The following is a 20,085-nucleotide window of genomic DNA, read 5'->3' on the forward strand; positions in this document are numbered from 1 at the left end:
CTTACACCTCGAACACGTCGTCGAAGGATTCCGGGAAGCTCTGCCGCGCCACCTTCTCGTTGATAACAAGCATGGCTTCATAGGACAGAGGATCGAAATCCTTGTCGGCAGCGACGACCTCGCGGCCGAACAGCAGGTTGAGGCGGGCGGCGTCCAGATTGCCGCGCTCAAAGGGTTCCGAGCCGAAATAGTGCCAGAGCGCATGCAGGAAAGCGGCGTCGATCCGGTGTTCCTTGGTGCCGGGCCGGGCACGGCGCGGCAAGGCCTTGATCGGCGTCACGCCTCTCGGATTGGCGCGACGAATGATGAATTGCACTCCGGTGCCCGGCATTCCCGTGGGAAAGCCCCGGTGTTTGGTCATGTCGGGAAGGTTGGCCAAGGGTGTCTCCAGTCTCTGCTGTCGCTATGTTTGTTATTGGAGGGGAAGCCCCTCGACCGCCTGCCTCTTCTCGTTCGAAAAGAGGCAGGCGGCGTAGGATCAGATGGTCAGGCCATTGAAGTCTGAAGCGTCATGGCGTTCTGGCAGGAAAGTGCCAGGATCGCCCGAGGCCTTGTTGACGACAACGCCGCGCTTGACGCCAGGACGTGCTGCGACCTGCTTTGCCCAGCGCACCACATGCTCGTATTCATGGGTGGCCAGGAACGTGCCGGCGTCGGGATAGGATTGGTCGAGCGCGAGGCGTCCATACCAGGGCCAGATCGCCATATCGGCAATCGAATATTCAGCTCCGGCTACAAAGGCGTTATCCGCCAACTGGCGGTTCAGTACGTCGAGCTGCCGCTTGGCTTCCATCGCATAACGATCGATCGCATACTGAATCTTGACCGGCGCATAGGCATAGAAATGGCCGAAACCGCCGCCGACGAAGGGCGCGGAACCCATCTGCCAGAACAACCAGTTCATCACTTCTGCCCGGGCGCGGGCGTCGGTCGGAAGGAAGGCGCCAAACTTTTCGGCGAGATAGACGAGAATGGAACCGGATTCGAACAGACGCACAGGCGCGCCGCCGTCTTTCGGCTTGTGGTCCATGAGCGCCGGGATCTTCGAATTCGGATTGACGCCGACAAAGCCGGAGCCAAACTGATCGCCTTTGCCGATCATGATCAGCCAGGCATCGTAATCGGCGTCCTTATGGCCAGCCTCGAGCAGCTCCTCCAGAAGAATCGTTACCTTCTGGCCGTTGGGCGTTGCCAGCGAATAGAGCTGCAGCGGATGCTTGCCAACCGGCAGTTCCTTGTCATGGGTCGGACCGGCAACCGGGCGGTTGATGCTGGCGAACTGGCCGCCATTGCCGGTGTCTGCAGCCCAGACCTTCGGCGGTTGATAGCCGGCAGGCAAATTGTTTTCCGGCGGAAATTTCGTGTCACTCATGGCGTCCTCGCGTGAAGCGTTATGAAAGTTTGCCCGGGAAAAGTGGGGAGCGTTTCCCGAAATGACAAACGACAACAAGAAAATCTAGGACCTGCGAGGTTCAACTGAACCAGCCAGACCCTAAAGAGGGATCGTATCGTGCTTTTTCCAATGCGTCGTCAGCGACTTCCTGCTGAGCGACGCAAAGGCACGAGCGATACGTTTACGCGAAGAATGCGGCATGATCACCTCATCAATGAAGCCACGTTCGGCCGCAACGAAGGGATTGGCGAAGCGTTCCTCATATTCCCGGGTTCGCTCCGCGATCTTGTCCGGGTCGGAAAGCTCTGATCTGTAAAGGATTTCAGTCGCGCCCTTTGCCCCCATGACCGCGATTTCCGCTGTCGGCCAGGCATAGTTCACGTCTGCGCCAATATGTTTCGAGGCCATCACGTCATAGGCGCCGCCATAGGCCTTGCGGGTGATCAGCGTCACCATCGGCACGGTGGCCTCCGAATAGGCAAACAGCAGTTTGGCGCCGTGCTTGATCACGCCGCCATATTCCTGCGCCGTGCCGGGCAGGAACCCGGGAACATCGACCAGCGTCAGGATCGGAATGGAAAAGGCATCGCAGAAGCGCACGAAGCGGGCGGCCTTGCGCGACGAATCGATATCCAGGCAGCCGGCGAGAACCATCGGCTGATTGGCGACGACACCAACCGTCTGGCCCTCCATCCTGATAAAGCCGATGATGATATTGCGGGCGAAATCGGCCTGAAGCTCAAAGAAGTCTCCTTCATCGGCCAGCGCATGCACAAGCTCCTTCATGTCGTAGGGCTTGTTGGAGCTGTCGGGGATCAGCGTGTCCAGCCGCATTTCGATGCGGGCCGGATCGTCGAAAAAGGGACGGACTGGCGGCTTTTCGCGATTGTTGAGCGGCAGGAAATCGAACAGCAGCCGCACCTGCTCCAGCGCCTCAATGTCGTTTTCGAAGGCGCCATCGGCCACGGAGGATTTTTTCGTATGGGTACCGGCACCTCCCAACTCTTCAGCCGTGACGATTTCGTTGGTAACCGTCTTCACCACATCGGGGCCGGTGACGAACATGTAGGAGCTATCGCGCACCATGAAGATGAAATCGGTCATGGCAGGCGAGTAGACCGCGCCGCCGGCGCAAGGCCCCATGATGACAGAGATCTGCGGAATGACGCCGGAGACTTCGGCATTGCGGCGGAAAACTTCGGCGTAGCCCGCCAGCGATGCCACGCCTTCCTGAATACGCGCGCCGCCGGAATCGTTGAGACCGATGACAGGCGCTCCGACCCGGGCCGCCATATCCATGATCTTGCAGATCTTCTGGGCATGGGTTTCCGACAGAGAGCCGCCGAGCACGGTGAAATCCTGGGAGAAGACATAGACCTGGCGGCCGTTGATCGTGCCCCAGCCGGTCACCACGCCGTCGCCGGCAATCTTCTGGGCATCCATGCCGAAATCCACCGCCCGGTGGGTGACATACATATCGTATTCTTCGAAGGAGCCTTCATCCAGCAGCACGTCCAGCCGCTCGCGCGCTGTCAGCTTGCCCTTGGCGTGCTGGGCGGCAATGCGCTTTTCCCCGCCGCCAAGACGGGCCTCGGCACGGCGGCTTTCAAGCTGATCCAAAATCGTCGGCATGTGATCCTCATCCTCTGTCGCGGCGACCTTAATTGCATCCGGCTTGAGAGAAAACCATTGATAAGGTGTGCTAGTGAATTTATAAAATTGTTAAATAGAAAATGTGAATTTGTGAAATGGCCACAGGCAAACTGTTCATCGGCAAGAAAGTCCGGGAATTGCGGCAGGCCCGCAACGCCACGCAGGTGCAATTTGCCGAGCGAATCGGCATTTCCACCAGCTATCTCAACCAGATCGAAAGCAACCAGCGCCCAGTCTCGGCGACGGTGCTGCTGGCATTGGCAGAAAAATTCCAACTCGATATTGCGGAATTGTCGACCGGCGAGACCGACCGGCTGCTATCGGCCCTGTCGGAAGCCCTGTCCGATCCGCTGTTTGAAAACTACCGACCGACGCCGCAGGAATTGAAACTGATCACCCAGAATGCGCCGGGTATTGCCCATGCGCTGATCACCTGTCACCAGGCCTATCGCCGCAAGAGCGAGCAACTGGCCGGAATGGACATCAACCCGGATCGATCAGGACTGACGGAAACCACGCCCTATGAAGAGGTGCGCGACTTCTTCCATTTCGTCGACAATTATATCCACGACCTCGACATTGCCGCCGAGCGGCTGGCAGCCCGCCTCAACATTCCCGACATCAATAGCCAGACGGCACTGGCTGACCATCTCCTGCGCGATTTTGGCGTGCAGACCATTCACAACGACGGCGGGGACGAGGCGCTGCGCAGCTACGATCCCGAGCGCCGCGTCCTGAAACTCAATCCCTATGCGCCAGTGCAGACCCGGATCTTCCAGATGGCGGTGCTGCTTGCGCAGCTTGGCGCCGCCGACAATATCGATGCTGTCGTGCGCAAGGCCGGCTTTCGTAGCCAGGAAGCCGCCGAAGTCTGTCGGGTCGGGCTGCAGAATTATTTCGCCGGCGCCTTGCTGATGCCCTATGGCCGGTTTCTCGAAACCGCCCATGACCTGCGCCACGATATCGAACTGCTGGCAGCGCGCTTCGACACGTCTCTCGAACAGGTCTGCCATCGCCTGTCGACCCTGCAGCGGCCGGGGCACAAGGGCGTGCCAATCTTCTTTGCCCGCATCGACCGGGCCGGCAACATCACCAAGCGCCACAGCGCCACCAAGCTGCAATTTGCCCGTTTCGGCGCCGCCTGCCCGCTCTGGAATGCCCATCAAGCCTTCGAGGCGCCGGGACGGATCATCAGGCAATTGGCCGAAACGCCCGACGGCATGCGCTATCTCTGCCTCGCCACCGAAGTCACCAAGCGGCTCGGCGGCTTTCGCGCCGTCCAGACCCGCTATGCGCTCAGTCTCGGCTGCGAGATCTCTTACGCCGATGTCTTCGTTTACGCCGACGACCTCGACCTGCGCGAAAAGACCAGTTTCGAGCCGATCGGCATCTCCTGCCGGATCTGCGAGCGCAAGCGCTGCCCAAGCCGGGCGACGCCATCGCTGACCAGCCGTATTGCCATCGACCACGACAAGCGGTTGACCCTGCCCTACGAACTACTTTGAGCCGTACCTCGGCGATAGCTCCAGTACATTCCGCTTCCGGTCGGCGCGCGAACCGTAGATTCCACCAAAAATCACTAGCCTTCGGCAGAAAGATCAGCGGCAAAATCTCTAGTTTCACCTCATGAACCAGCCCGCGCAGACATTGCGCGGCGTCTGGCAGAATGCGGTGCGATGAGGGAAAGCCGATGCAGTCCTTGGACATCCTGGAACAGCTTATTGCCTTCCCCTCGGTGGTCGGCCAGGACAATGGCGCGATTGTCGATTTTATCAGCGATTACCTGCAAAGCCATGGCGCCAAGGTCAGCATCCTGCCGGGGCCGGAGGGCGACCGCGCCAATCTGTTTGCCACGCTCGGCCCGGCCGACGTGCCCGGCTATATTCTCTCGGGCCATATGGATGTCGTGCCGGCCGGCGAAAGCGACTGGACCAGCTCACCGTTTCAGCTACGGCGCGATGGCGAACTGCTGTATGGGCGCGGCACCAGCGACATGAAGGGCTTTCTGGCTGCTGTCCTCGCAGCCGTGCCCACCATTGCCGCCATGCGGCTGACACGCCCGATCCACATTGCCTTTTCCTATGACGAAGAAGCCGGATGCCGCGGCGTGCCGCATATGATCGCCCGGCTGCCGGAGCTTTGCGCCGCACCGCTCGGCGCCATTATCGGCGAGCCTAGCGAAATGCGCGCCATCCGCGCCCACAAGGGCAAGGCCGCAGCCCGCCTGACCATCACGGGCAGAACCGGCCATTCCTCGCGCCCCGATCTCGGCCTCAACGCCATCCATGCCATGGCCGGCATGCTGAGTGCTGCCGTCGATGCAGCAGCAGGTCTGCAAGCCGGGCCGCTGGAAGAGGTGTTCGAGCCGCCCTATTCCTCGCTGCAAGCCGGAACGCTGCGCGGCGGCCAAGCGGTCAACATCGTCCCTGATTTTTGCGAGGCCGAATTCGAGGCCCGGGCCATTTCGGGCGTCGATCCGGCAAGCCTGCTGGAGCCGGTGAGACTTGCAGCCGAGGCGCTTGCTGCAAAGGGCTTTGGCGTCGACTGGGCACCGATGAGTGCTTACCCGGCGCTCTCACTGCCCGAGCAGGCTCCTCTCAGTGCATTGCTCGCCGATCTCACCGGTATCGAGCCGCTCGCCGCCGTCAGCTACGGCACGGAAGCAGGTCTTTATCAGCGCGCCGGCATCGACGCCATAATCTGCGGTCCCGGCCATATCGGCTGCGCCCACAAGGCCAACGAATATATTCTGACCAGCGAACTCGCCGCCTGCCAGGGCATGATCGAAGCCCTCGCCCATCATTGCCTCTGAACGCCTTCAAACAGGAAAACCATCATGTCGCTTTTAAAGACCATCGACTCCGACCCGAGCTTCACCCCACGCGAATCCAAGGCCCTGCCTGAGCGACTGATTGCGGGCGATCCGGCCTTCAAAACCTGGCCGCAGGATGTCTGCCGTGGCGAGATGATCCATACCGGCGTCTGGGAAGCGACCCCAGGCGAGACGAAATCGATCAAGGGCGAGAGCTTCGAATATTGCCATATCCTGTCGGGCGTCGTGGAAATCACCCCCGATGGCGGCGAGCCTGTGATCTATAGGGCAGGCGATCATTTCATCATGAAGCCCGGCTTTGTCGGCGTTTGGAAGACCATCGAGACGGTGAAGAAGATCTACGTCACCGTGATGGCATAATTCGACCAATAAGCGCGGAGATCCTGTCATGACCCTCAGCTTCGACCCTGATGCAATCGCCCTGCCGAATGGCCATTTCGTCGGCAACGGCCTGGTTGCAGCCGAGGGCGTGATCGACATGCATCGCCCCTCCGATGGCAAGGCCTATGCAGGCTGCCCGCTCGCCGATGCCGACATGGTGGACCGCGCTGTCGAGACGGCAAAACAAGCGCTGAAGACCAGCAAATGGGGACAAGTGCGTCCCCGTGAGCGCACGGTGGCGCTGCAGCGCTGGGCGGATCTGATCGAGGCCAAAGCGGAAACGCTGGCCAAACTGGAGGCGCTGTCCTCGACACGACCTGTTGGCCAGCTGATAGCCGGCGACATTGCTGTCACGGCAGAACAAATCCGTTTCTTTGCTGAACTGGCTGACAAGGAAGGCGATGCGCTGGTGCCAACAGACGGCGACAGCATGGGCATGATCATGAGCGAACCATACGGCGTGGTGGGCGCGATCACGCCATGGAATTTCCCGGTCTCCATGGCCGGCTGGAAGCTCGGCCCGGCGCTTGCCGCCGGCAATGCCGTCGTGCTGAAGCCTTCGGAAATGACGCCGTTTTCCTCGGTTTATCTAGCGCAGCTCGCCATCGAAGCCGGCATCCCGGCGGGGCTGATCAATGTGGTGCTGGGGGATGGACCGACCACCGGCAATGCCATCACGGGCCACCCCGATATCGCCAAGGTCAGCTTCACCGGCTCGACCGGCGCCGGCCAGGCGATCATGGGCAATATCGCCCGCACCGGCGTCAAACCGATGACGCTGGAGCTGGGCGGCAAGAGCCCGCAGCTCGTCTTTGCCGATGCCGATCTCGACAAGGCGGCGGCCGCAATCGCCCAGAGCATTGTTTCCAATGCCGGCCAAGCCTGCGTTGCCGGCTCGCGGCTGATCGTCGAGCGCAGTGTGATGGAGCCATTGGCCGAGGCAATCATTGCCCGAATGAAGTCCGTCAAACCCGGCCCGACCTGGGATGCGGCCAGCAGCTATTCGCCCATCATTTCCGCGCGCCAGCGCGACCGGATCGACAGCATCGTCAAGGCAAGCATCGCAGCAGGCGCGGCCTGCCTGACCGGCGGCGATGTGATGGAGGGCGATGGCTATTTCTACACCCCGACCCTGCTTGCCAATGTCGATCAGATGTCGCCTGCCGTCAGCCATGAGATCTTCGGCCCCGTCCTAACCATGCAGGCATTCGACACCGAAGAAGAGGCCCTGGCGCTGGCGGACCATCCGACCTACGGGCTCTGCGCCGGCCTGTTCACCCGCGATCTGTCGCGGGCATTGCGGCTGACCAAGGCGCTGCAGGCCGGCACCGTCTGGGTCAATCGCTACGGCCGTTCCCGCGATCACATCCTGCCAACTGGTGGCTACAAACAATCGGGCATTGGCAAGGATTTGGGCCGCGAGGCCTATCATGCCAATCGCAAGAGCAAGAGTGTGCTGATCAGCCTTTAGGCGGATCGACCACGTAACGCGACACGACCGTTTTTCGATGTGGCGTTACCCTCTGGCCTACCGGCCATCTCCCCCTTAAGGGGTGAGATCGACAAGGATCAGGTCTTTCGCTTCCCATTTTCTCTCACAGGTCTCGACAATCGCTAACCTTTGGAGAGAAATGGGCGGCTCGCCCCACCCAATCTCCCTCCTTGAGGGGGAGATGCCTGGCAAGGCAGAGGGGGTGAACAGCACGGAAAAACCTTTGCGTCGTCTACTGTGCAGGTCGATTAATTTGCGGCGTCAACGGCGTCTTCGGCTGATGTTTCTGCTTCGCTGTCTTCGGCCTTCTGCTTTGCGGCCTTGTCTTGGTCGTGATGCCATTTGATGGCGAAAAACATGGCCGTTCCCAAAACGATGATTTTTGCCGGAAAGAAGACGATGGGGAATAAGTCCACCCAGTCGCTCGTCATTGGCCAGTCCTTTCAGAAGTTCAATCGGTGTGGCCTGACATAGAGGAATATTATCACTCGCAACATGTGCGTTTTGTCGCAAGGGAAATGCCTGAAGATCGCGTATCTGACCGAGCTAGGCTGGCACGCAAAAGCGACCGCCTGCTGTCACTCTTACTGAAATTTGTCCAGCATCTTGTAATACATGCCGACCAGCGGCAAAAACCATGGCTTGCCGAAATGGCCGGGCACGGCGGGCCAGTCCAGACCCTTCAGCGGATTGGCATCCGGCTTGCCCATGATCGTATCGGCCATGATCATGCCGAGATGAGTGGAGAGTTGGGCACCGTGACCGGAATAGCCCATCGCGTACCACATGCCGTCCTGATAGCCGGCGCGCGGATAGCGGTCCTTGGTCATGTCGACCAAGCCGCCCCAGCAATAATCGATCTCGACCTTGGCCAGTTGCGGAAAGATCGCCGCCAGAGATTGACGCAGGATCTCGCCGCTCTTGGCGTCGGATTGCTGGTTGGAAGTCGCGGAAAAACGGGCGCGACCGCCAAAGATCAGCCGATTGTCCGGCGACAGGCGCCAATAATTGCCGATATTCATCGTGTTGACGCAGGTGCGGTTGCCCGGCATCACGCTTGCCACTTCGGCCTCGGACAGAGGCCGTGTTGCAATCAGGAAACTACCAACGGCGATAATCCGCCGACGGAAATAGCTGAAATTGCCTGTCGTGTAGGCGCCGGTCGCCACCAGCACGTCCTTGGCGGTGACGCGGCCGCGCGCCGTGGTCAGCCGATGCCGCTCGCCCTGTTTGTCTATTGCCGTCACCATGGTCTGCTCGGCAATGACGGCGCCCTGACGATGGGCGGCTTCAGCAAGACCAGCGACATAGCGGCCCATATGCATCATCGCGCTCTTCTTAGACAGCATGGCGCCATGGAAGGGCGAGCCGATCTCGCTTTTAAGATCGGCGGGCGACAGCAGCGCCGTGTCGGGATCGACGTCGGCATGCAAGGCTTCGAAATTGCGGGCAAGCCCTTCGAAATGCTGCGGCTTGGAGGCCAGTTTCAGCTTGCCGGCCCGACGGAAATTGCAGTCGATCCCCTCTTGCGCAATCAGCGCCTCGATAGTGTCGATCGAACTGTCGAGCGCCCGATAAAGCGCTATCGCCCGTTCCTTGCCCAGTTCCGCCTTGGCCGAGAGATAGCTATGGGCGAGACCGTTGTTGAGGTGGCCGCCGTTGCGCCCGGAGGCACCCCAGCCGATGCGCTGTCCTTCAAGCACGATTACCTTTGCACCAGATTTCGCCAATTGGCGCGCGGCAGCAAGGCCGGTAAAGCCGCCGCCGATCACGGCGACATCGTAGTCACCTTCGATAGCGCCCGTAATGGCGCCTGAAAACTGCGGTGCGGTGTCGTGCCAGTAGGACAGATATTTCATGGCTTTACAGACCAAAGACGCCGGGCAGATCGAAAATGCCGGCGATTTCCTGGTAGCCGTAATAGGGATTGGCGGGTTCGTGGCCTCGATTGACCCAAACCTTGTTCTTGATGCCGAGATCATGGGCGGTCATCAAGTCGTAGCGGAATGAGGAGGAGACATGCGTGATGTCTTCAGGGCCGCAGCCGAGCATGTCGAACATATATTCGAAGCCCTTCATGCGCGGCTTGTAGGATTGCGCCTGCTCAGCGGTGTAGACGGCATGGAAGGGCGCGCCGAGCTTTTCGACATTCGACATGATCTGTGAGTTCATGGCGTTGGAGAGGATGACCAGGGGGATTTCCTTGGCGACCTTGGCAAGCCCCTCAGGCACATCGGCATGCGGACCCCATGTCGGCACCCGCTCATACACCGTCTTTGCATCTTCATCGCGGAAGGTGACGCCGTTTCTTTTGCAGGTGCGCTCGATGGCATTGTGTACGACGTCTGCATAAGGCTTCCAGTCGCCCAGCACTTCATCCAGCCGGTAGGCGGAGAAATCCTTGATGAATTCAGCCATTTTGGGCGCGGCGAGCTGGCTGCCATAGATATCGCGGGCTGCTTCCGCCATCTGGAAATTGATCAGTGTGCCGTAGCAATCGAAGGTGATGTATTTCGGGCGGAAAGGGGCCATGGCACTGCATCCTCAAAAATGTGTCGATCGGTTGACATCATCATAGGCAGAGCCGCCGCAGCCTGCGCACCGCAATGACCGGTTTTGAAAGCAGATTGTTGCGTATCGGCAGCGCGGTTTGGCAGAGAGTTTCGCGAACCGAGCACGCTAACCCGCCTGATTTCCGTCAAAGCCAGGGGGTCACGGCATAAGATGCGGCGCGGGCCGGGCGGAACGGCGCAAGATATCAACGAGACGCCATCGTCGGGACGATCTACTTCGCTGCGCGCGCTATCACCGAGATCAAGGTAAAACCAGATTGTGGGATAGTGGCATGCAGGCAAGCCAGATAGACCTTCTACCCTTCTGTGCCGATCATCTCGACGGCGCTCTTGCCCTTTCGCAGCAGGCCGGCTGGCCGCACCGCCGCGAGGACTGGGCTTTCGTGCTGTCGGTCAGCAAAGGCTTCGTTGCCGTGGAAAACGGCAAGGTCGTTGCGACCGCCATGGCAACGCTCTATGGCGAGACCTGCGCAACGATCAACATGGTGATCGTCGACGCCGCGATACGCGGACGCGGACTTGGCCGCAAGATCATGGATCTGGCACTCGACGCCGCCAAGGGCCGCGAATGCCGGCTGGTCGCAACCCAGGACGGCTTGCCGCTCTATGAAAAGCTCGGCTTCGTCGCCAAGGGCGAGATCGTTCAGCATCAGGGTGTCGTTGCATCGAGCGTCACAGCCCCTGCATCGGTCGCCTGGGCCGGGCCTGACGTCACAGACGCCGTCATTGCGCTCGACAGCCAACCCTTCGGCGCTGATCGTTCGGCCCTGTTTGCTCAGTTGTTTGCGCGCGGCCGGTTCGCGGTTCTGCGCGACGGCGGCCAGGTCAGCGGCTTTATCTGCCTGCGCGGCTTCGGCCGAGGCGAAGTAGCCGGTCCGCTCGTTGCAGGCTCACTTGCCGACGCAAAAGCGCTTCTTTCCTTCGTCTTCGCCGAATGTTCCGGCCGATTCCTGAGAGTAGACACCCTGGCAGCAACTGGTCTGGCGCCATGGCTGACCGAGCACGGTCTCGCCCATGTCGGCGGCGGCCTTCCCATGCGCAGGGCGCTCCCAGGCATGGCCGAGGCACAACCTGCACCCGTTTCGACTTTTGCACTCACGAGCCAGGCGCTCGGCTGATTTCTGGAGGTACTGATAATGTTGAGCAATTCCCTGATCGAACTCGACCGCGCCCATCTGGTGCATCCGGTCGCCTCCTATCGTGGCCATGAAAAGGCCGGCGTGCGCGTTCTGAAATCGGCCAAGGGCGCCACCGTCACCGATGCCAGCGGCAAACAGTTGCTGGACGGCTTTGCCGGTCTCTGGTGCGTCAATGCCGGCTATGGCCAGGAAAGCATCGTCGAGGCGGCAACGCAGCAGATGCGCGAGCTGCCGTATGCAACCGGCTATTTCAGCCTCGGCTCCGAACCGGCCATCCGCCTTGCGGCCGAACTGGCCGACCGTACGCCCGGCGATCTCAACCATGTTTATTTCACCCTCGGCGGGTCCGACGCGGTCGATAGTACGATCCGCTTCATCCGCTATTACTATCATTGCAAGGGCACGCCACAGAAGGATCAGTTCATCTCGGTGGAACAGGGCTATCACGGCTCCTCCACCGTCGGTGCCGGCTTGACCGCGCTGCCGCTGTTCCATGCCGGCTTTGGCCTGCCTTTCGACTGGCAGCATAAAATTCCGTCGCATTACGCTTATCGCAATCCCGTCGGCAATGATCCAGCCACCATCATCGCCGCCTCGGTTGCCGCGCTGCGCGCCAAGGTCGAAGAGCTGGGTGCAGATCGTGTGGCTGCCTTTTATGTCGAGCCGATCCAGGGCTCGGGCGGCGTCATCGTGCCGCCGGATGGCTGGTTGAAGGCGATGCGCGATACCTGCGCCGAGCTCGACATCCTTTTCATTGCCGATGAAGTCATTACCGGCTTTGGCCGCACCGGGCCGCTTTTTGCCTGCGCGGACGATGGTGTCGTGCCAGACATGATGACGACGGCCAAGGGCCTGACCTCGGGTTATGTCCCGATGGGCGCAGTGTTCATGTCCGACAAGATCTATAACACCATTGCCGATGGCGCTGGCGCTGCGGCGATCGGCCATGGCTATACCTATTCGGCGCATCCGGTCAGTGCTGCCGTCGGCCTCGCCGTACTGAAGCTCTATGAAGGCGGCCTCCTGGAAAACGGCCGCAAGATGGGGGCGCGGCTGATGGCGGGCCTCGAAAGCCTGCGGGATCATCCGCTGGTCGGCGACGTGCGCGGCCGTGGCATGCTGGCTGCGATCGAAATGGTAGTCGACAAAGACAAGAAGACCCCGCTTCCAGCCGCTGCCGAGCCGGCCAAGCGCGTCTTCGACCGCGCCTGGGACAACGGCCTCGTCATCCGCGCCTTCGCTAACGGCATTCTCGGCTATGCGCCGCCGCTCTGCTGCACCGAAAGCGAGATCGACGCCATCGTCGAGCGCACCGCCAAGACGCTGGACCAGACGATGGCCGATCCGGACGTGCGGGCCGCAATGGCCTGATTACCGCCCCGAAGCCCAGGGCTTCGCAAAATACCGCCGGCGGCAGAGATTCGGAATTTTCTGCCGTCTGGTGATCCGCATTCGGGAAAAACAACCCGCAGCTCCTGCAATACTTGGGATGTTGTCTGGCAGAAAATTCCAGACCCCGCCAAAGCAAAAACAAAAGTGAAGTGAGGACGCCACAGGCAGCATGAAGGATTGGGACGGAGCTTGCCGGACCAATGTTAGAACAAGCGCAAGCAGGGGAAGCAGAAATGGCAAAAGCCTTCGCGGATTTCAAATATCTCACCTTCGACGTGGTCGGCACGCTCATCGATTTCGAAGGCGGTCTTGTCGATTGTCTCACGGCAATTGGTGCTGATGCCGGCGTAACTGTGGATGGAGAAGCGGCCCTCTCGCTCTACCGCACCGCCCGTTACGATGCTGCTGCTCTGCGCTTTCCAGACGATCTTGCCCGCGTTTACATGAAGATCGCGCCTCAGCTTGGCCTGTCAGCGGATGCCGCACTCGGCGAGCGTCTGCGCCAGTCGGTTTCCAGCTGGAAGCCTTTTGCCGATAGCGTCGAAGCGCTGGCCCGGCTGAAGCGCCGCTACCGGCTGATTGCCATGACCAATGCGCAGCGCTGGGCGTTTGCCCATTTCGATGCCGCGCTTGAGAAGCCTTTCCATGCAGCCTTCACCACCGACGATACCGGCACGGAAAAGCCGGACCCGGAATTCTTTGCCAAGGTCTTCGCCTTCGTGGAGCAGGAAGGCAATAGCGCTTCAGACATCCTGCATGTGGCGCAGAGCCAGTATCACGACATCGGCATTTCGCGGCAGCTTGGCATGACCAATTGCTGGATCGAGCGGCGTCATGCCCAGAAGGGCTATGGCGGCACGATTGAGCCAGCGACCTTCGTGAAGCCGGACTTTCATTTTACGTCCATGGCGGCCCTTGCCGATGCGGTCGAGCTCGACCGCGCCGCCTGAGACCAGAAAAACAACCAAGCCAAAAACAATGGCTGGCGACAACCAAACAACAATAAGGGGAACGTCATGACAGATAAACAGATGACAAACTGGACCGGCGCCGATGACGCCATGGTCGAAAACGCCATTCGCCGTGGCGCGACCCGCCGCGAACTGCTGCAGATGATGCTGGCAGGCGGCGTAGCAATTGGCGCGGCCGGAACCGTGCTGACCCGTGCCAACAAGGCAATGGCCGCCACCCCAACCAAGGGCGGCGCGCTGAAGGCCGCCGGCTATTCGGCTTCCAATGCCGATACGATCGACCCGGCCAAGGCCTCGCTCTCGACCGACTATGTGCGCTGCTGCGCGCTGTACAACCGCCTGACCATTCTTGACAAAACCGGCGCCCCGCAGATGGAACTGGCGGAATCGCTTGATAGTAAGGACGCCCAGGTCTGGACGATCAAGCTGAAGAGCGGCGTCACCTTCCATGACGGCAAGACGCTTACCGCCGACGACGTCGTCTATTCGCTGAAGCGCCATCTCGATCCGGCGATCGGCTCCAAGGTCGCCAAAATCGCTGCCCAGATGACCGGCATCAAGGCCGTGGACAAGCAGACGGTGGAAATCACCCTGTCGCACGCCAATGCCGACCTGCCCTCGATCCTCGCCATCCACCAGTTCATGATCGTCGCCGACGGCACCACTGACTTTTCCAAGGGCAACGGCACGGGCGCCTTCGTTCTGGAAAAATTCGAGCCGGGCGTCCGCTCGATCATGAAGCGCAACGGCAATTACTGGAAGGCCGGCGGCGCCAATGTCGACAGCTTCGAATTCTTCGCCATCAGCGAGGACAATGCCCGCGTCAACGCGCTACTCTCCGGCGACATCCATCTCGCCGCTTCGATCAATCCGCGCTCGATGCGGTTGGTCGAGACTCAGGATGGTTTCGTGCTGTCGAAGACCACGTCCGGCAACTATACCAATCTCAACATGCGCATGGACATGGCGCCTGGTAACAAGAAGGACTTCATTGACGGTATGAAATATATCGTCAACCGCGAACAGATCGTCAAATCGGCGCTGCGCGGCCTTGGTGAAATCGGCAATGACCAGCCACTGTCTTCGGCCAGCTTCTATCACAACAACGATCTGAAGCCGAAGGCCTTCGACCCCGACAAGGCGAAGTTCCACTTCCAGAAGTCGGGCCTTCTCGGCCAGTCCATCCCGGTCATCGCGTCGGAAGCCGCCAGCTCGTCGATCGACATGGCGATGATCATCCAGGCTTCGGCTGCCGAAATCGGCATGAAGCTCGACGTGCAGCGCGTGCCCTCCGATGGCTACTGGGACAATTACTGGCTGAAGGCACCGGTCCATTTCGGCAATATCAACCCGCGTCCGACGCCAGATATCCTGTTCTCGCTGCTCTACACCTCGGATGCACCGTGGAACGAGAGCCAGTACAAGTCGCCGAAATTCGACAAGATGATGCTCGAAGCCCGTGGCTCGCTGGACCAGGCAAAGCGCAAGGAAATCTATGGCGAAATGCAGGTGATGATCTCCGAGGAAGCCGGCACGGTCATCCCGGCTTATCTGTCCAACGTCGACGCGATCACCGCCAAGCTGAAGGGACTTGATCCAAATCCGCTTGGTGGCATGATGGGCTACGCGTTTGCAGAATATGTTTGGCTGGATGCCTGATGAAATCCCGGCGGATGGCCTGACCAAGGCGGGGCTTTGGCCCCTCCAACACATGACCGTTCGCCGGCAGCATTGACGGGCGACTAGAGTTTGTCAGGGAAAAGTGGAATCCGGTTTTCCCGAAAAGACAAACGAAAACAAAGAACTTTAGAGTCTGTCAGATTCAATCTGAAAGACTCTAAAGCTGGGCAGGCATGATGCGACTGTCGATGGCATCAGCATCGCCCCTTATCAGCGTCCGCCCGATCTGTCCGGAAACCGAACCAATCTGGAGCATGCGTTTGAACGCCCGAGCCTTTTCCCTTGTCGTTAACCGGCTGCTGATCGCCCTGGTCACGCTGACCATCGTGTTGGTGGCCGTGTTCCTGGCAACGACGCTGCTGCCCGGCGATACCGCGACCATGCTGCTCGGCCAGGCTGCGACGCCGGAAGCAGTGGCCGGCCTGCGCCAGGCCATGCATCTCGATGATCCAGCAGCGCTGCGGTTCCTGCGCTGGGTTTTCGGCCTGCTGCATGGCGATCTCGGCACGTCCTACGCCAACAATCTGCCGATCGCCCAGCTGATTTCAGGCCGCTTCGTCAACTCGATGAAGCTAGCGGGCCTGACCTCGCTGTTGGCCGTTCCGATCGCGCTGACGCTCGGCATCACTTCGGCCATGCTGCGCGGCTCCGTCTATGATCGCTGCGTCACCGTCATCACCATCGGCGTCATCTCGGTGCCCGAATTTATGATCGCTACGTCGGCGGTGCTGCTGTTTGCCGTCTATCTCAAATGGCTGCCGGCCCTGTCCTTTGCCAATGAAGTGCACAGCTTTTCCGGCATGCTCAGGGTCTATGCCATGCCGGTGATTACCCTGACCTTCGGGGTCTCGGCCCAGATGATACGCATGACGCGGGCCGCCGTGATCGAAACTCTCGATACGCCCTATGTGGAAATGGCGCTGCTGAAAGGCGCCTCGCGTCGGCGCATCGTGCTGCGCCATGCGCTGCCCAATGCGCTTGGTCCGATCGTCAATGCCATGGCGCTGTCGCTCTCCTATTTGCTCGGCGGGGTGATCATCGTCGAGACGATCTTCAACTATCCCGGTATCGCCAAACTGATGGTCGATGCCGTTGCCACCCGCGACCTGCCGCTGATCCAGAGCTGCGCGATGATCTTCTGCGTCGGCTATCTCGTGCTGATCACCATGGCTGACATCGTTTCCATTCTTTCCAATCCGAGGCTGAGATGACCATGACGCCATCGCCGGCACCGATTGCCACCGAAACCAACCCCGCCAAAGCCCTTGCGACCAGCCGCAAGCCCTTCGGCTATCGCATCAATGCGGTCGGCATTATCGGCCTCGCCGTCATCCTCGCCTGGGCATTGGTGGCGCTGTTTGCGCCACTCCTCATTCCCCACCCGGTCGGCGAGATCGTCGATTTCGACTATTTCGGCCCGATGAGCGACAAGCTCTGGCTTGGGTCTGACTATCTTGGCCGGGACATGCTGTCGCGTATCCTGATGGGCGCGCGCTACACGGTCGGCATTTCGCTCGCCGCCGTCACCATCGCCTGCTTTTCCGGCGTCGTGCTCGGCATGATCGCCGCCGTCGCAGGTGGCTGGATCGACACGGTGCTGAGCCGCTTTCTCGACGCGATGAACTCGATCCCGAGCAAGCTGTTCGGCCTCGTCGTCGTTGCCGCCGTCGGCTCCTCTATCCCTGTCCTTGTCATCACGCTGTCGGTAATCTACACCCCCGGCGCCTATCGCTTCGCCCGGGCGCTTGCCGTCAATATCAATGCGATGGACTTCATCACGGTCGCGCGCATCCGTGGCGAAAACATCTTCTACATCATCCGCGCCGAGATCCTGCCGAATATAACCGGCCCGGTTCTTGCCGATCTTGGCCTTCGCTTCGTGTTCATTGTGCTGCTGTTGTCAGGCCTTTCCTTCCTCGGGCTTGGCGTACAGCCGCCGAATGCCGATTGGGGAGCACTGGTGCGCGAAAATATCGGCGGCCTTCCCTTTGCCGCACCGGCGGTGATCTTTCCGTCGCTGGCGATTGCGAGCCTGACGATCAGCGTCAACATGCTGATCGACAACCTCCCCAAAAAGATCCGTGACAGGAGCGCATGATGGCAAACCTCGTCGAAATCCGTGATCTGAAAGTGCAGGCGACAACCGATTCCGGTCGCAAGATCGAGATCATCAAGGACGTCAGCCTCGATATCGCCGATGGCGAGATCGTCGCGCTGATCGGCGAAAGCGGCTCGGGCAAGACCACCATTGCCTTGACCCTGATGGGCCATACCCGCCCCGGCTGTCGCATCACCGGCGGCACGGTCCGTGTTGGTGGCAAGGACATGGCGGCATTGAGCGAAAAAGAGCGCGCCCGCATTCGCGGCACGGAAGTCGCCTATGTGCCGCAATCGGCTGCCGCTGCTTTCAACCCGGCCATCAAGATCATGGACCAAGTGGTCGAGATCACCCAGATCCATGGGCTGATGTCCAAGGACGCGGCGCAGGTCCGCGCGGTGGAATTGTTCAAGGCGCTGTCACTGCCTAATCCTGAAACTATCGGCTCGCGCTATCCGCATCAGGTTTCCGGCGGCCAATTGCAGCGGCTTTCTGCGGCCATGGCGCTGATCGGTGGACCCAAACTGGTGATTTTCGACGAGCCTACGACGGCGCTCGACGTCACCACCCAGATCGAAGTGCTTCGCGCCTTCAAATCCGTGATGCGCAAGGACGGGATATCCGGCGTCTATGTCTCGCATGACCTCGCCGTCGTTGCCCAGATCGCCGACCGGATCGTCGTGCTGAAGGGCGGCGAAGTGCAGGAGACCGGCACGACCGAAGCCCTGCTTGCCGATGCCCAGCATCCCTATACCCGCGAGCTTCTCTCCGCGTTCGAGCCCAAGCAGCGCGCCGCCCGCACGCAGGATCGCGAGGGGGTGAAGCCCCTGCTCGAAATCGAGGACCTGGTCGCCGGCTATGGCGAGCGCCAGGCCGATGGGTTGCCGCTGGTCAAGGCGGTGCAATCCGTCAGCCTGATGGTGCATAACGGGCGCAATCTCGGCATTATCGGGGAATCCGGCTGCGGCAAGTCGACCCTTGCCCGCAGCATCGCCGGCATCCTGCCATCGGCGGCTGGCCATATCATCTTCAACGGTCGCGAACTCGGCCGTCATGCCAGGGAGCGCAGCCGAGATCAGCTGCGCGAAATGCAGATCGTCTTCCAGTCCGCCGATACAGCGCTTAATCCGGCCAAGTCGATCGAGGACATTCTGGGCCGGCCGCTGACCTTCTATCACGGCATGAAGGGCAAGGCCCGCGATGCCCGCATCGACCAACTGCTTGATATGGTGCATTTGCCGAAGGGCCTACGCCACCGCCGCCCCTCGGAGCTCTCAGGCGGACAAAAGCAGCGGATCAACTTTGCCCGCGCCTTGGCGGCAGAGCCCAAGCTGATCCTTTGCGACGAGATCACCTCGGCGCTCGATACCGTGGTTGCCGCTGCGATCATCGATCTTCTCAAGGAATTGCAGCGCGAGCTTGGACTGTCCTATATCTTCATCAGCCACGATCTCTCGGTGGTGGAAGCGATCTGCGATGAAGTGGTCGTGATGTATCGCGGCGAGAAGGTAGAGCAGATCGCGCCGCAGTCGCTCAGCAGGCCGCAGCATCCCTATTCAAAACTGCTGTTTTCCTCGGTTCCGAAACTCGACCCAACCTGGCTCGACGGGCTGGTGCAGGACCCTGAACTCGTCAAAGCCTATCAGGTCGCTCCCTGATAGGAATTGCCGCAGACTCCTCATGGGTAAAAGCGCTGCTGGCATCACCGACGATCGCCACATGGCGATAGGCGGCATCGGCTGCAGCTGCCCTGTCGCCGCGCAGGATCGCGGTGACGATCGCATCATGCTCCCCAAAGGATAGCGACAAGCGGCCGGTCAGCCTGAACTGCGCCCGCCGAAACGGCGCTAGCCGCGAGCGGGTCTGGGTGACCAGTTCGAGAACATGCTGATTGTGGGCGCCCTCATAGATGCGGTTGTGAAACTCGACATTATACGCAGAGTAATCTTCCGCGTGCCCCGACTGCACGATGCGGATCGATGCGCGGTGCATGCGCTCCAGCGAGCGGCGCTCCTCCAGGGTCATCCGCTCCGCCGCCAGTTTGGCGCAAACCGATTCCAGCTCCGCCATCGCTTCGAACATCGAGGTCAGGAAGCCGCCGGTCACATTGGTCACCACGGCGCTCTTGTTTGGCTGGCGCTCGACCAGGCCCATGGCGCAAAGCTGGCGAAGCGCCTCGCGCACCGGCGTGCGCGACACCTCAAACCGTGCGGCAAGCGTCCCCTCGTCCAGCTTTTCATCGGGTTTCAATTCGCCGACAACAATAAGGTCGGCAATGGCCCGCACCATTTGTTCGACGGTATTGCCAGCGCGAACCAGTCCGCGGGCTTTCAGCTGGGTCATTGCAACGTCCCCGACATCCAAGTGCATGCAATTTAACGCATCACGTATCCGTCCGTTATATCTCACTTACCCACTGATTTCAAAGCGGCATTTTTGTCTCAATCACAACTTTTAGGATGCAATACCGAATTTCTCCT

At 60.4% G+C, this 20,085-nt stretch carries 18 protein-coding genes; 11 read left to right on the forward strand and 7 right to left on the reverse strand.

What is annotated here, in order from left to right; genetic code table 11:
- Window position 1: 1 nt before the first annotated feature.
- The 3 genes from BJF91_RS08380 to BJF91_RS08390 form a co-directional block, all read right to left on the reverse strand.
- Window positions 2-379, reverse strand: a complete 378-nt coding sequence (locus tag BJF91_RS08380) for a hypothetical protein (protein ID WP_075614042.1) — start codon at window positions 377-379, stop codon at window positions 2-4.
- Window positions 380-478: 99 nt separating this feature from the next.
- Window positions 479-1,372, reverse strand: coding sequence for a glutathione-dependent disulfide-bond oxidoreductase (yghU, locus tag BJF91_RS08385; RefSeq protein WP_075614043.1), 894 nt, complete (start codon window positions 1,370-1,372; stop codon window positions 479-481).
- Window positions 1,373-1,492: 120 nt separating this feature from the next.
- Entirely contained in the window at window positions 1,493-3,025 is a 1,533-nt protein-coding gene (locus BJF91_RS08390) for an acyl-CoA carboxylase subunit beta (protein ID WP_075614044.1), read from the reverse strand.
- Window positions 3,026-3,141: 116 nt separating this feature from the next.
- Between BJF91_RS08390 and BJF91_RS08395 the strand changes: the two genes are divergently transcribed.
- From BJF91_RS08395 to BJF91_RS08410, 4 genes are all read left to right on the forward strand, one after another.
- Window positions 3,142-4,551 carry a helix-turn-helix domain-containing protein gene (locus BJF91_RS08395; RefSeq protein ID WP_075614045.1) on the forward strand — a complete coding sequence of 470 codons (1,410 nt, stop codon included), beginning with the start codon at window positions 3,142-3,144 and terminating at the stop codon, window positions 4,549-4,551.
- 185 nt (window positions 4,552-4,736) lie between these two features.
- Entirely contained in the window at window positions 4,737-5,858 is a 1,122-nt protein-coding gene (gene argE / locus BJF91_RS08400) for an acetylornithine deacetylase (RefSeq protein WP_075614046.1), read from the forward strand.
- Window positions 5,859-5,882: 24 nt separating this feature from the next.
- On the forward strand, window positions 5,883-6,239 hold the full coding sequence (locus BJF91_RS08405; protein ID WP_075614047.1) for a cupin domain-containing protein: 357 nt from the start codon (window positions 5,883-5,885) through the stop codon (window positions 6,237-6,239).
- Between the two features lie 28 nt (window positions 6,240-6,267).
- The gene (locus tag BJF91_RS08410; RefSeq protein WP_075614048.1) at window positions 6,268-7,731 is read left to right on the forward strand and encodes an aldehyde dehydrogenase family protein; all 1,464 of its coding nucleotides are present in this window, start codon (window positions 6,268-6,270) and stop codon (window positions 7,729-7,731) included.
- A 269-nt stretch (window positions 7,732-8,000) separates the two neighbouring features.
- On the opposite strand, the gene BJF91_RS08415 is transcribed toward BJF91_RS08410, so the two are convergent.
- From BJF91_RS08415 to BJF91_RS08425, 3 genes are all read right to left on the reverse strand, one after another.
- Window positions 8,001-8,183, reverse strand: coding sequence for a hypothetical protein (locus BJF91_RS08415; RefSeq protein ID WP_075614049.1), 183 nt, complete (start codon window positions 8,181-8,183; stop codon window positions 8,001-8,003).
- A 153-nt stretch (window positions 8,184-8,336) separates the two neighbouring features.
- Window positions 8,337-9,611: an NAD(P)/FAD-dependent oxidoreductase gene (locus BJF91_RS08420; RefSeq protein WP_075614531.1), complete on the reverse strand. Its 1,275-nt coding sequence runs from the start codon at window positions 9,609-9,611 to the stop codon at window positions 8,337-8,339.
- 4 nt (window positions 9,612-9,615) lie between these two features.
- Complete coding sequence (locus BJF91_RS08425) at window positions 9,616-10,284, reverse strand: haloacid dehalogenase type II (protein WP_075614050.1); 669 nt, start codon at window positions 10,282-10,284, stop codon at window positions 9,616-9,618.
- Window positions 10,285-10,597: 313 nt separating this feature from the next.
- Here BJF91_RS08425 and BJF91_RS08430 point away from each other — a divergent pair, with 313 nt between their 5' ends.
- The 7 genes from BJF91_RS08430 to BJF91_RS08460 all read left to right on the forward strand — a co-directional run bounded on the left by BJF91_RS08430 (window position 10,598) and on the right by BJF91_RS08460 (window position 19,263).
- Entirely contained in the window at window positions 10,598-11,443 is an 846-nt protein-coding gene (locus BJF91_RS08430) for a GNAT family N-acetyltransferase (RefSeq protein WP_075614051.1), read from the forward strand.
- 18 nt (window positions 11,444-11,461) lie between these two features.
- Window positions 11,462-12,835 carry an aspartate aminotransferase family protein gene (locus BJF91_RS08435; RefSeq protein ID WP_075614052.1) on the forward strand — a complete coding sequence of 458 codons (1,374 nt, stop codon included), beginning with the start codon at window positions 11,462-11,464 and terminating at the stop codon, window positions 12,833-12,835.
- A 254-nt stretch (window positions 12,836-13,089) separates the two neighbouring features.
- Window positions 13,090-13,806, forward strand: a complete 717-nt coding sequence (locus BJF91_RS08440) for an HAD-IA family hydrolase (protein ID WP_075614053.1) — start codon at window positions 13,090-13,092, stop codon at window positions 13,804-13,806.
- 66 nt (window positions 13,807-13,872) lie between these two features.
- Window positions 13,873-15,486 (forward strand): ABC transporter substrate-binding protein, encoded by a 1,614-nt coding sequence (locus tag BJF91_RS08445; protein ID WP_075614054.1) that lies wholly within the window; start codon window positions 13,873-13,875, stop codon window positions 15,484-15,486.
- Window positions 15,487-15,767: 281 nt separating this feature from the next.
- Entirely contained in the window at window positions 15,768-16,718 is a 951-nt protein-coding gene (locus BJF91_RS08450) for an ABC transporter permease (RefSeq protein ID WP_075614532.1), read from the forward strand.
- The gene (locus BJF91_RS08455) at window positions 16,715-17,605 is read left to right on the forward strand and encodes an ABC transporter permease (RefSeq protein ID WP_075614055.1); all 891 of its coding nucleotides are present in this window, start codon (window positions 16,715-16,717) and stop codon (window positions 17,603-17,605) included. Before BJF91_RS08450 ends, BJF91_RS08455 begins: the two co-directional genes overlap by 4 nt.
- Window positions 17,605-19,263, forward strand: a complete 1,659-nt coding sequence (locus BJF91_RS08460) for an ABC transporter ATP-binding protein (protein ID WP_075614056.1) — start codon at window positions 17,605-17,607, stop codon at window positions 19,261-19,263. The genes BJF91_RS08455 and BJF91_RS08460 overlap by 1 nt, the downstream gene beginning before the upstream one ends.
- On the opposite strand, the gene BJF91_RS08465 is transcribed toward BJF91_RS08460, so the two are convergent.
- Window positions 19,238-19,948 (reverse strand): GntR family transcriptional regulator, encoded by a 711-nt coding sequence (locus BJF91_RS08465; RefSeq protein ID WP_139310633.1) that lies wholly within the window; start codon window positions 19,946-19,948, stop codon window positions 19,238-19,240. The genes BJF91_RS08460 and BJF91_RS08465 overlap by 26 nt on opposite strands.
- Between the last annotated feature and the right edge of the window lie 137 nt (window positions 19,949-20,085).

It is taken from the genome of Gillisella taibaishanensis (assembly GCF_001938985.1).
Lineage (GTDB): Bacteria > Pseudomonadota > Alphaproteobacteria > Rhizobiales > Rhizobiaceae > Allorhizobium > Allorhizobium taibaishanense.

What these genes read in the sequence shown, in the direction of transcription:
- yghU (WP_075614043.1), bottom strand. Translation starts at nt 1,372, where the DNA reads ATGAGTGACACGAAATTTCCGCCGGAAAACAATTTGCCTGCCGGCTAT.
- BJF91_RS08390 (WP_075614044.1), bottom strand. Translation starts at nt 3,025, where the DNA reads ATGCCGACGATTTTGGATCAGCTTGAAAGCCGCCGTGCCGAGGCCCGT.
- BJF91_RS08395 (WP_075614045.1), top strand. Translation starts at nt 3,142, where the DNA reads ATGGCCACAGGCAAACTGTTCATCGGCAAGAAAGTCCGGGAATTGCGG.
- argE (WP_075614046.1), top strand. Translation starts at nt 4,737, where the DNA reads ATGCAGTCCTTGGACATCCTGGAACAGCTTATTGCCTTCCCCTCGGTG.
- BJF91_RS08405 (WP_075614047.1), top strand. Translation starts at nt 5,883, where the DNA reads ATGTCGCTTTTAAAGACCATCGACTCCGACCCGAGCTTCACCCCACGC.
- BJF91_RS08410 (WP_075614048.1), top strand. Translation starts at nt 6,268, where the DNA reads ATGACCCTCAGCTTCGACCCTGATGCAATCGCCCTGCCGAATGGCCAT.
- BJF91_RS08415 (WP_075614049.1), bottom strand. Translation starts at nt 8,183, where the DNA reads ATGACGAGCGACTGGGTGGACTTATTCCCCATCGTCTTCTTTCCGGCA.
- BJF91_RS08420 (WP_075614531.1), bottom strand. Translation starts at nt 9,611, where the DNA reads ATGAAATATCTGTCCTACTGGCACGACACCGCACCGCAGTTTTCAGGC.
- BJF91_RS08425 (WP_075614050.1), bottom strand. Translation starts at nt 10,284, where the DNA reads ATGGCCCCTTTCCGCCCGAAATACATCACCTTCGATTGCTACGGCACA.
- BJF91_RS08430 (WP_075614051.1), top strand. Translation starts at nt 10,598, where the DNA reads ATGCAGGCAAGCCAGATAGACCTTCTACCCTTCTGTGCCGATCATCTC.
- BJF91_RS08435 (WP_075614052.1), top strand. Translation starts at nt 11,462, where the DNA reads ATGTTGAGCAATTCCCTGATCGAACTCGACCGCGCCCATCTGGTGCAT.
- BJF91_RS08440 (WP_075614053.1), top strand. Translation starts at nt 13,090, where the DNA reads ATGGCAAAAGCCTTCGCGGATTTCAAATATCTCACCTTCGACGTGGTC.
- BJF91_RS08445 (WP_075614054.1), top strand. Translation starts at nt 13,873, where the DNA reads ATGACAGATAAACAGATGACAAACTGGACCGGCGCCGATGACGCCATG.
- BJF91_RS08455 (WP_075614055.1), top strand. Translation starts at nt 16,715, where the DNA reads ATGACCATGACGCCATCGCCGGCACCGATTGCCACCGAAACCAACCCC.
- BJF91_RS08460 (WP_075614056.1), top strand. Translation starts at nt 17,605, where the DNA reads ATGGCAAACCTCGTCGAAATCCGTGATCTGAAAGTGCAGGCGACAACC.
- BJF91_RS08465 (WP_139310633.1), bottom strand. Translation starts at nt 19,948, where the DNA reads ATGACCCAGCTGAAAGCCCGCGGACTGGTTCGCGCTGGCAATACCGTC.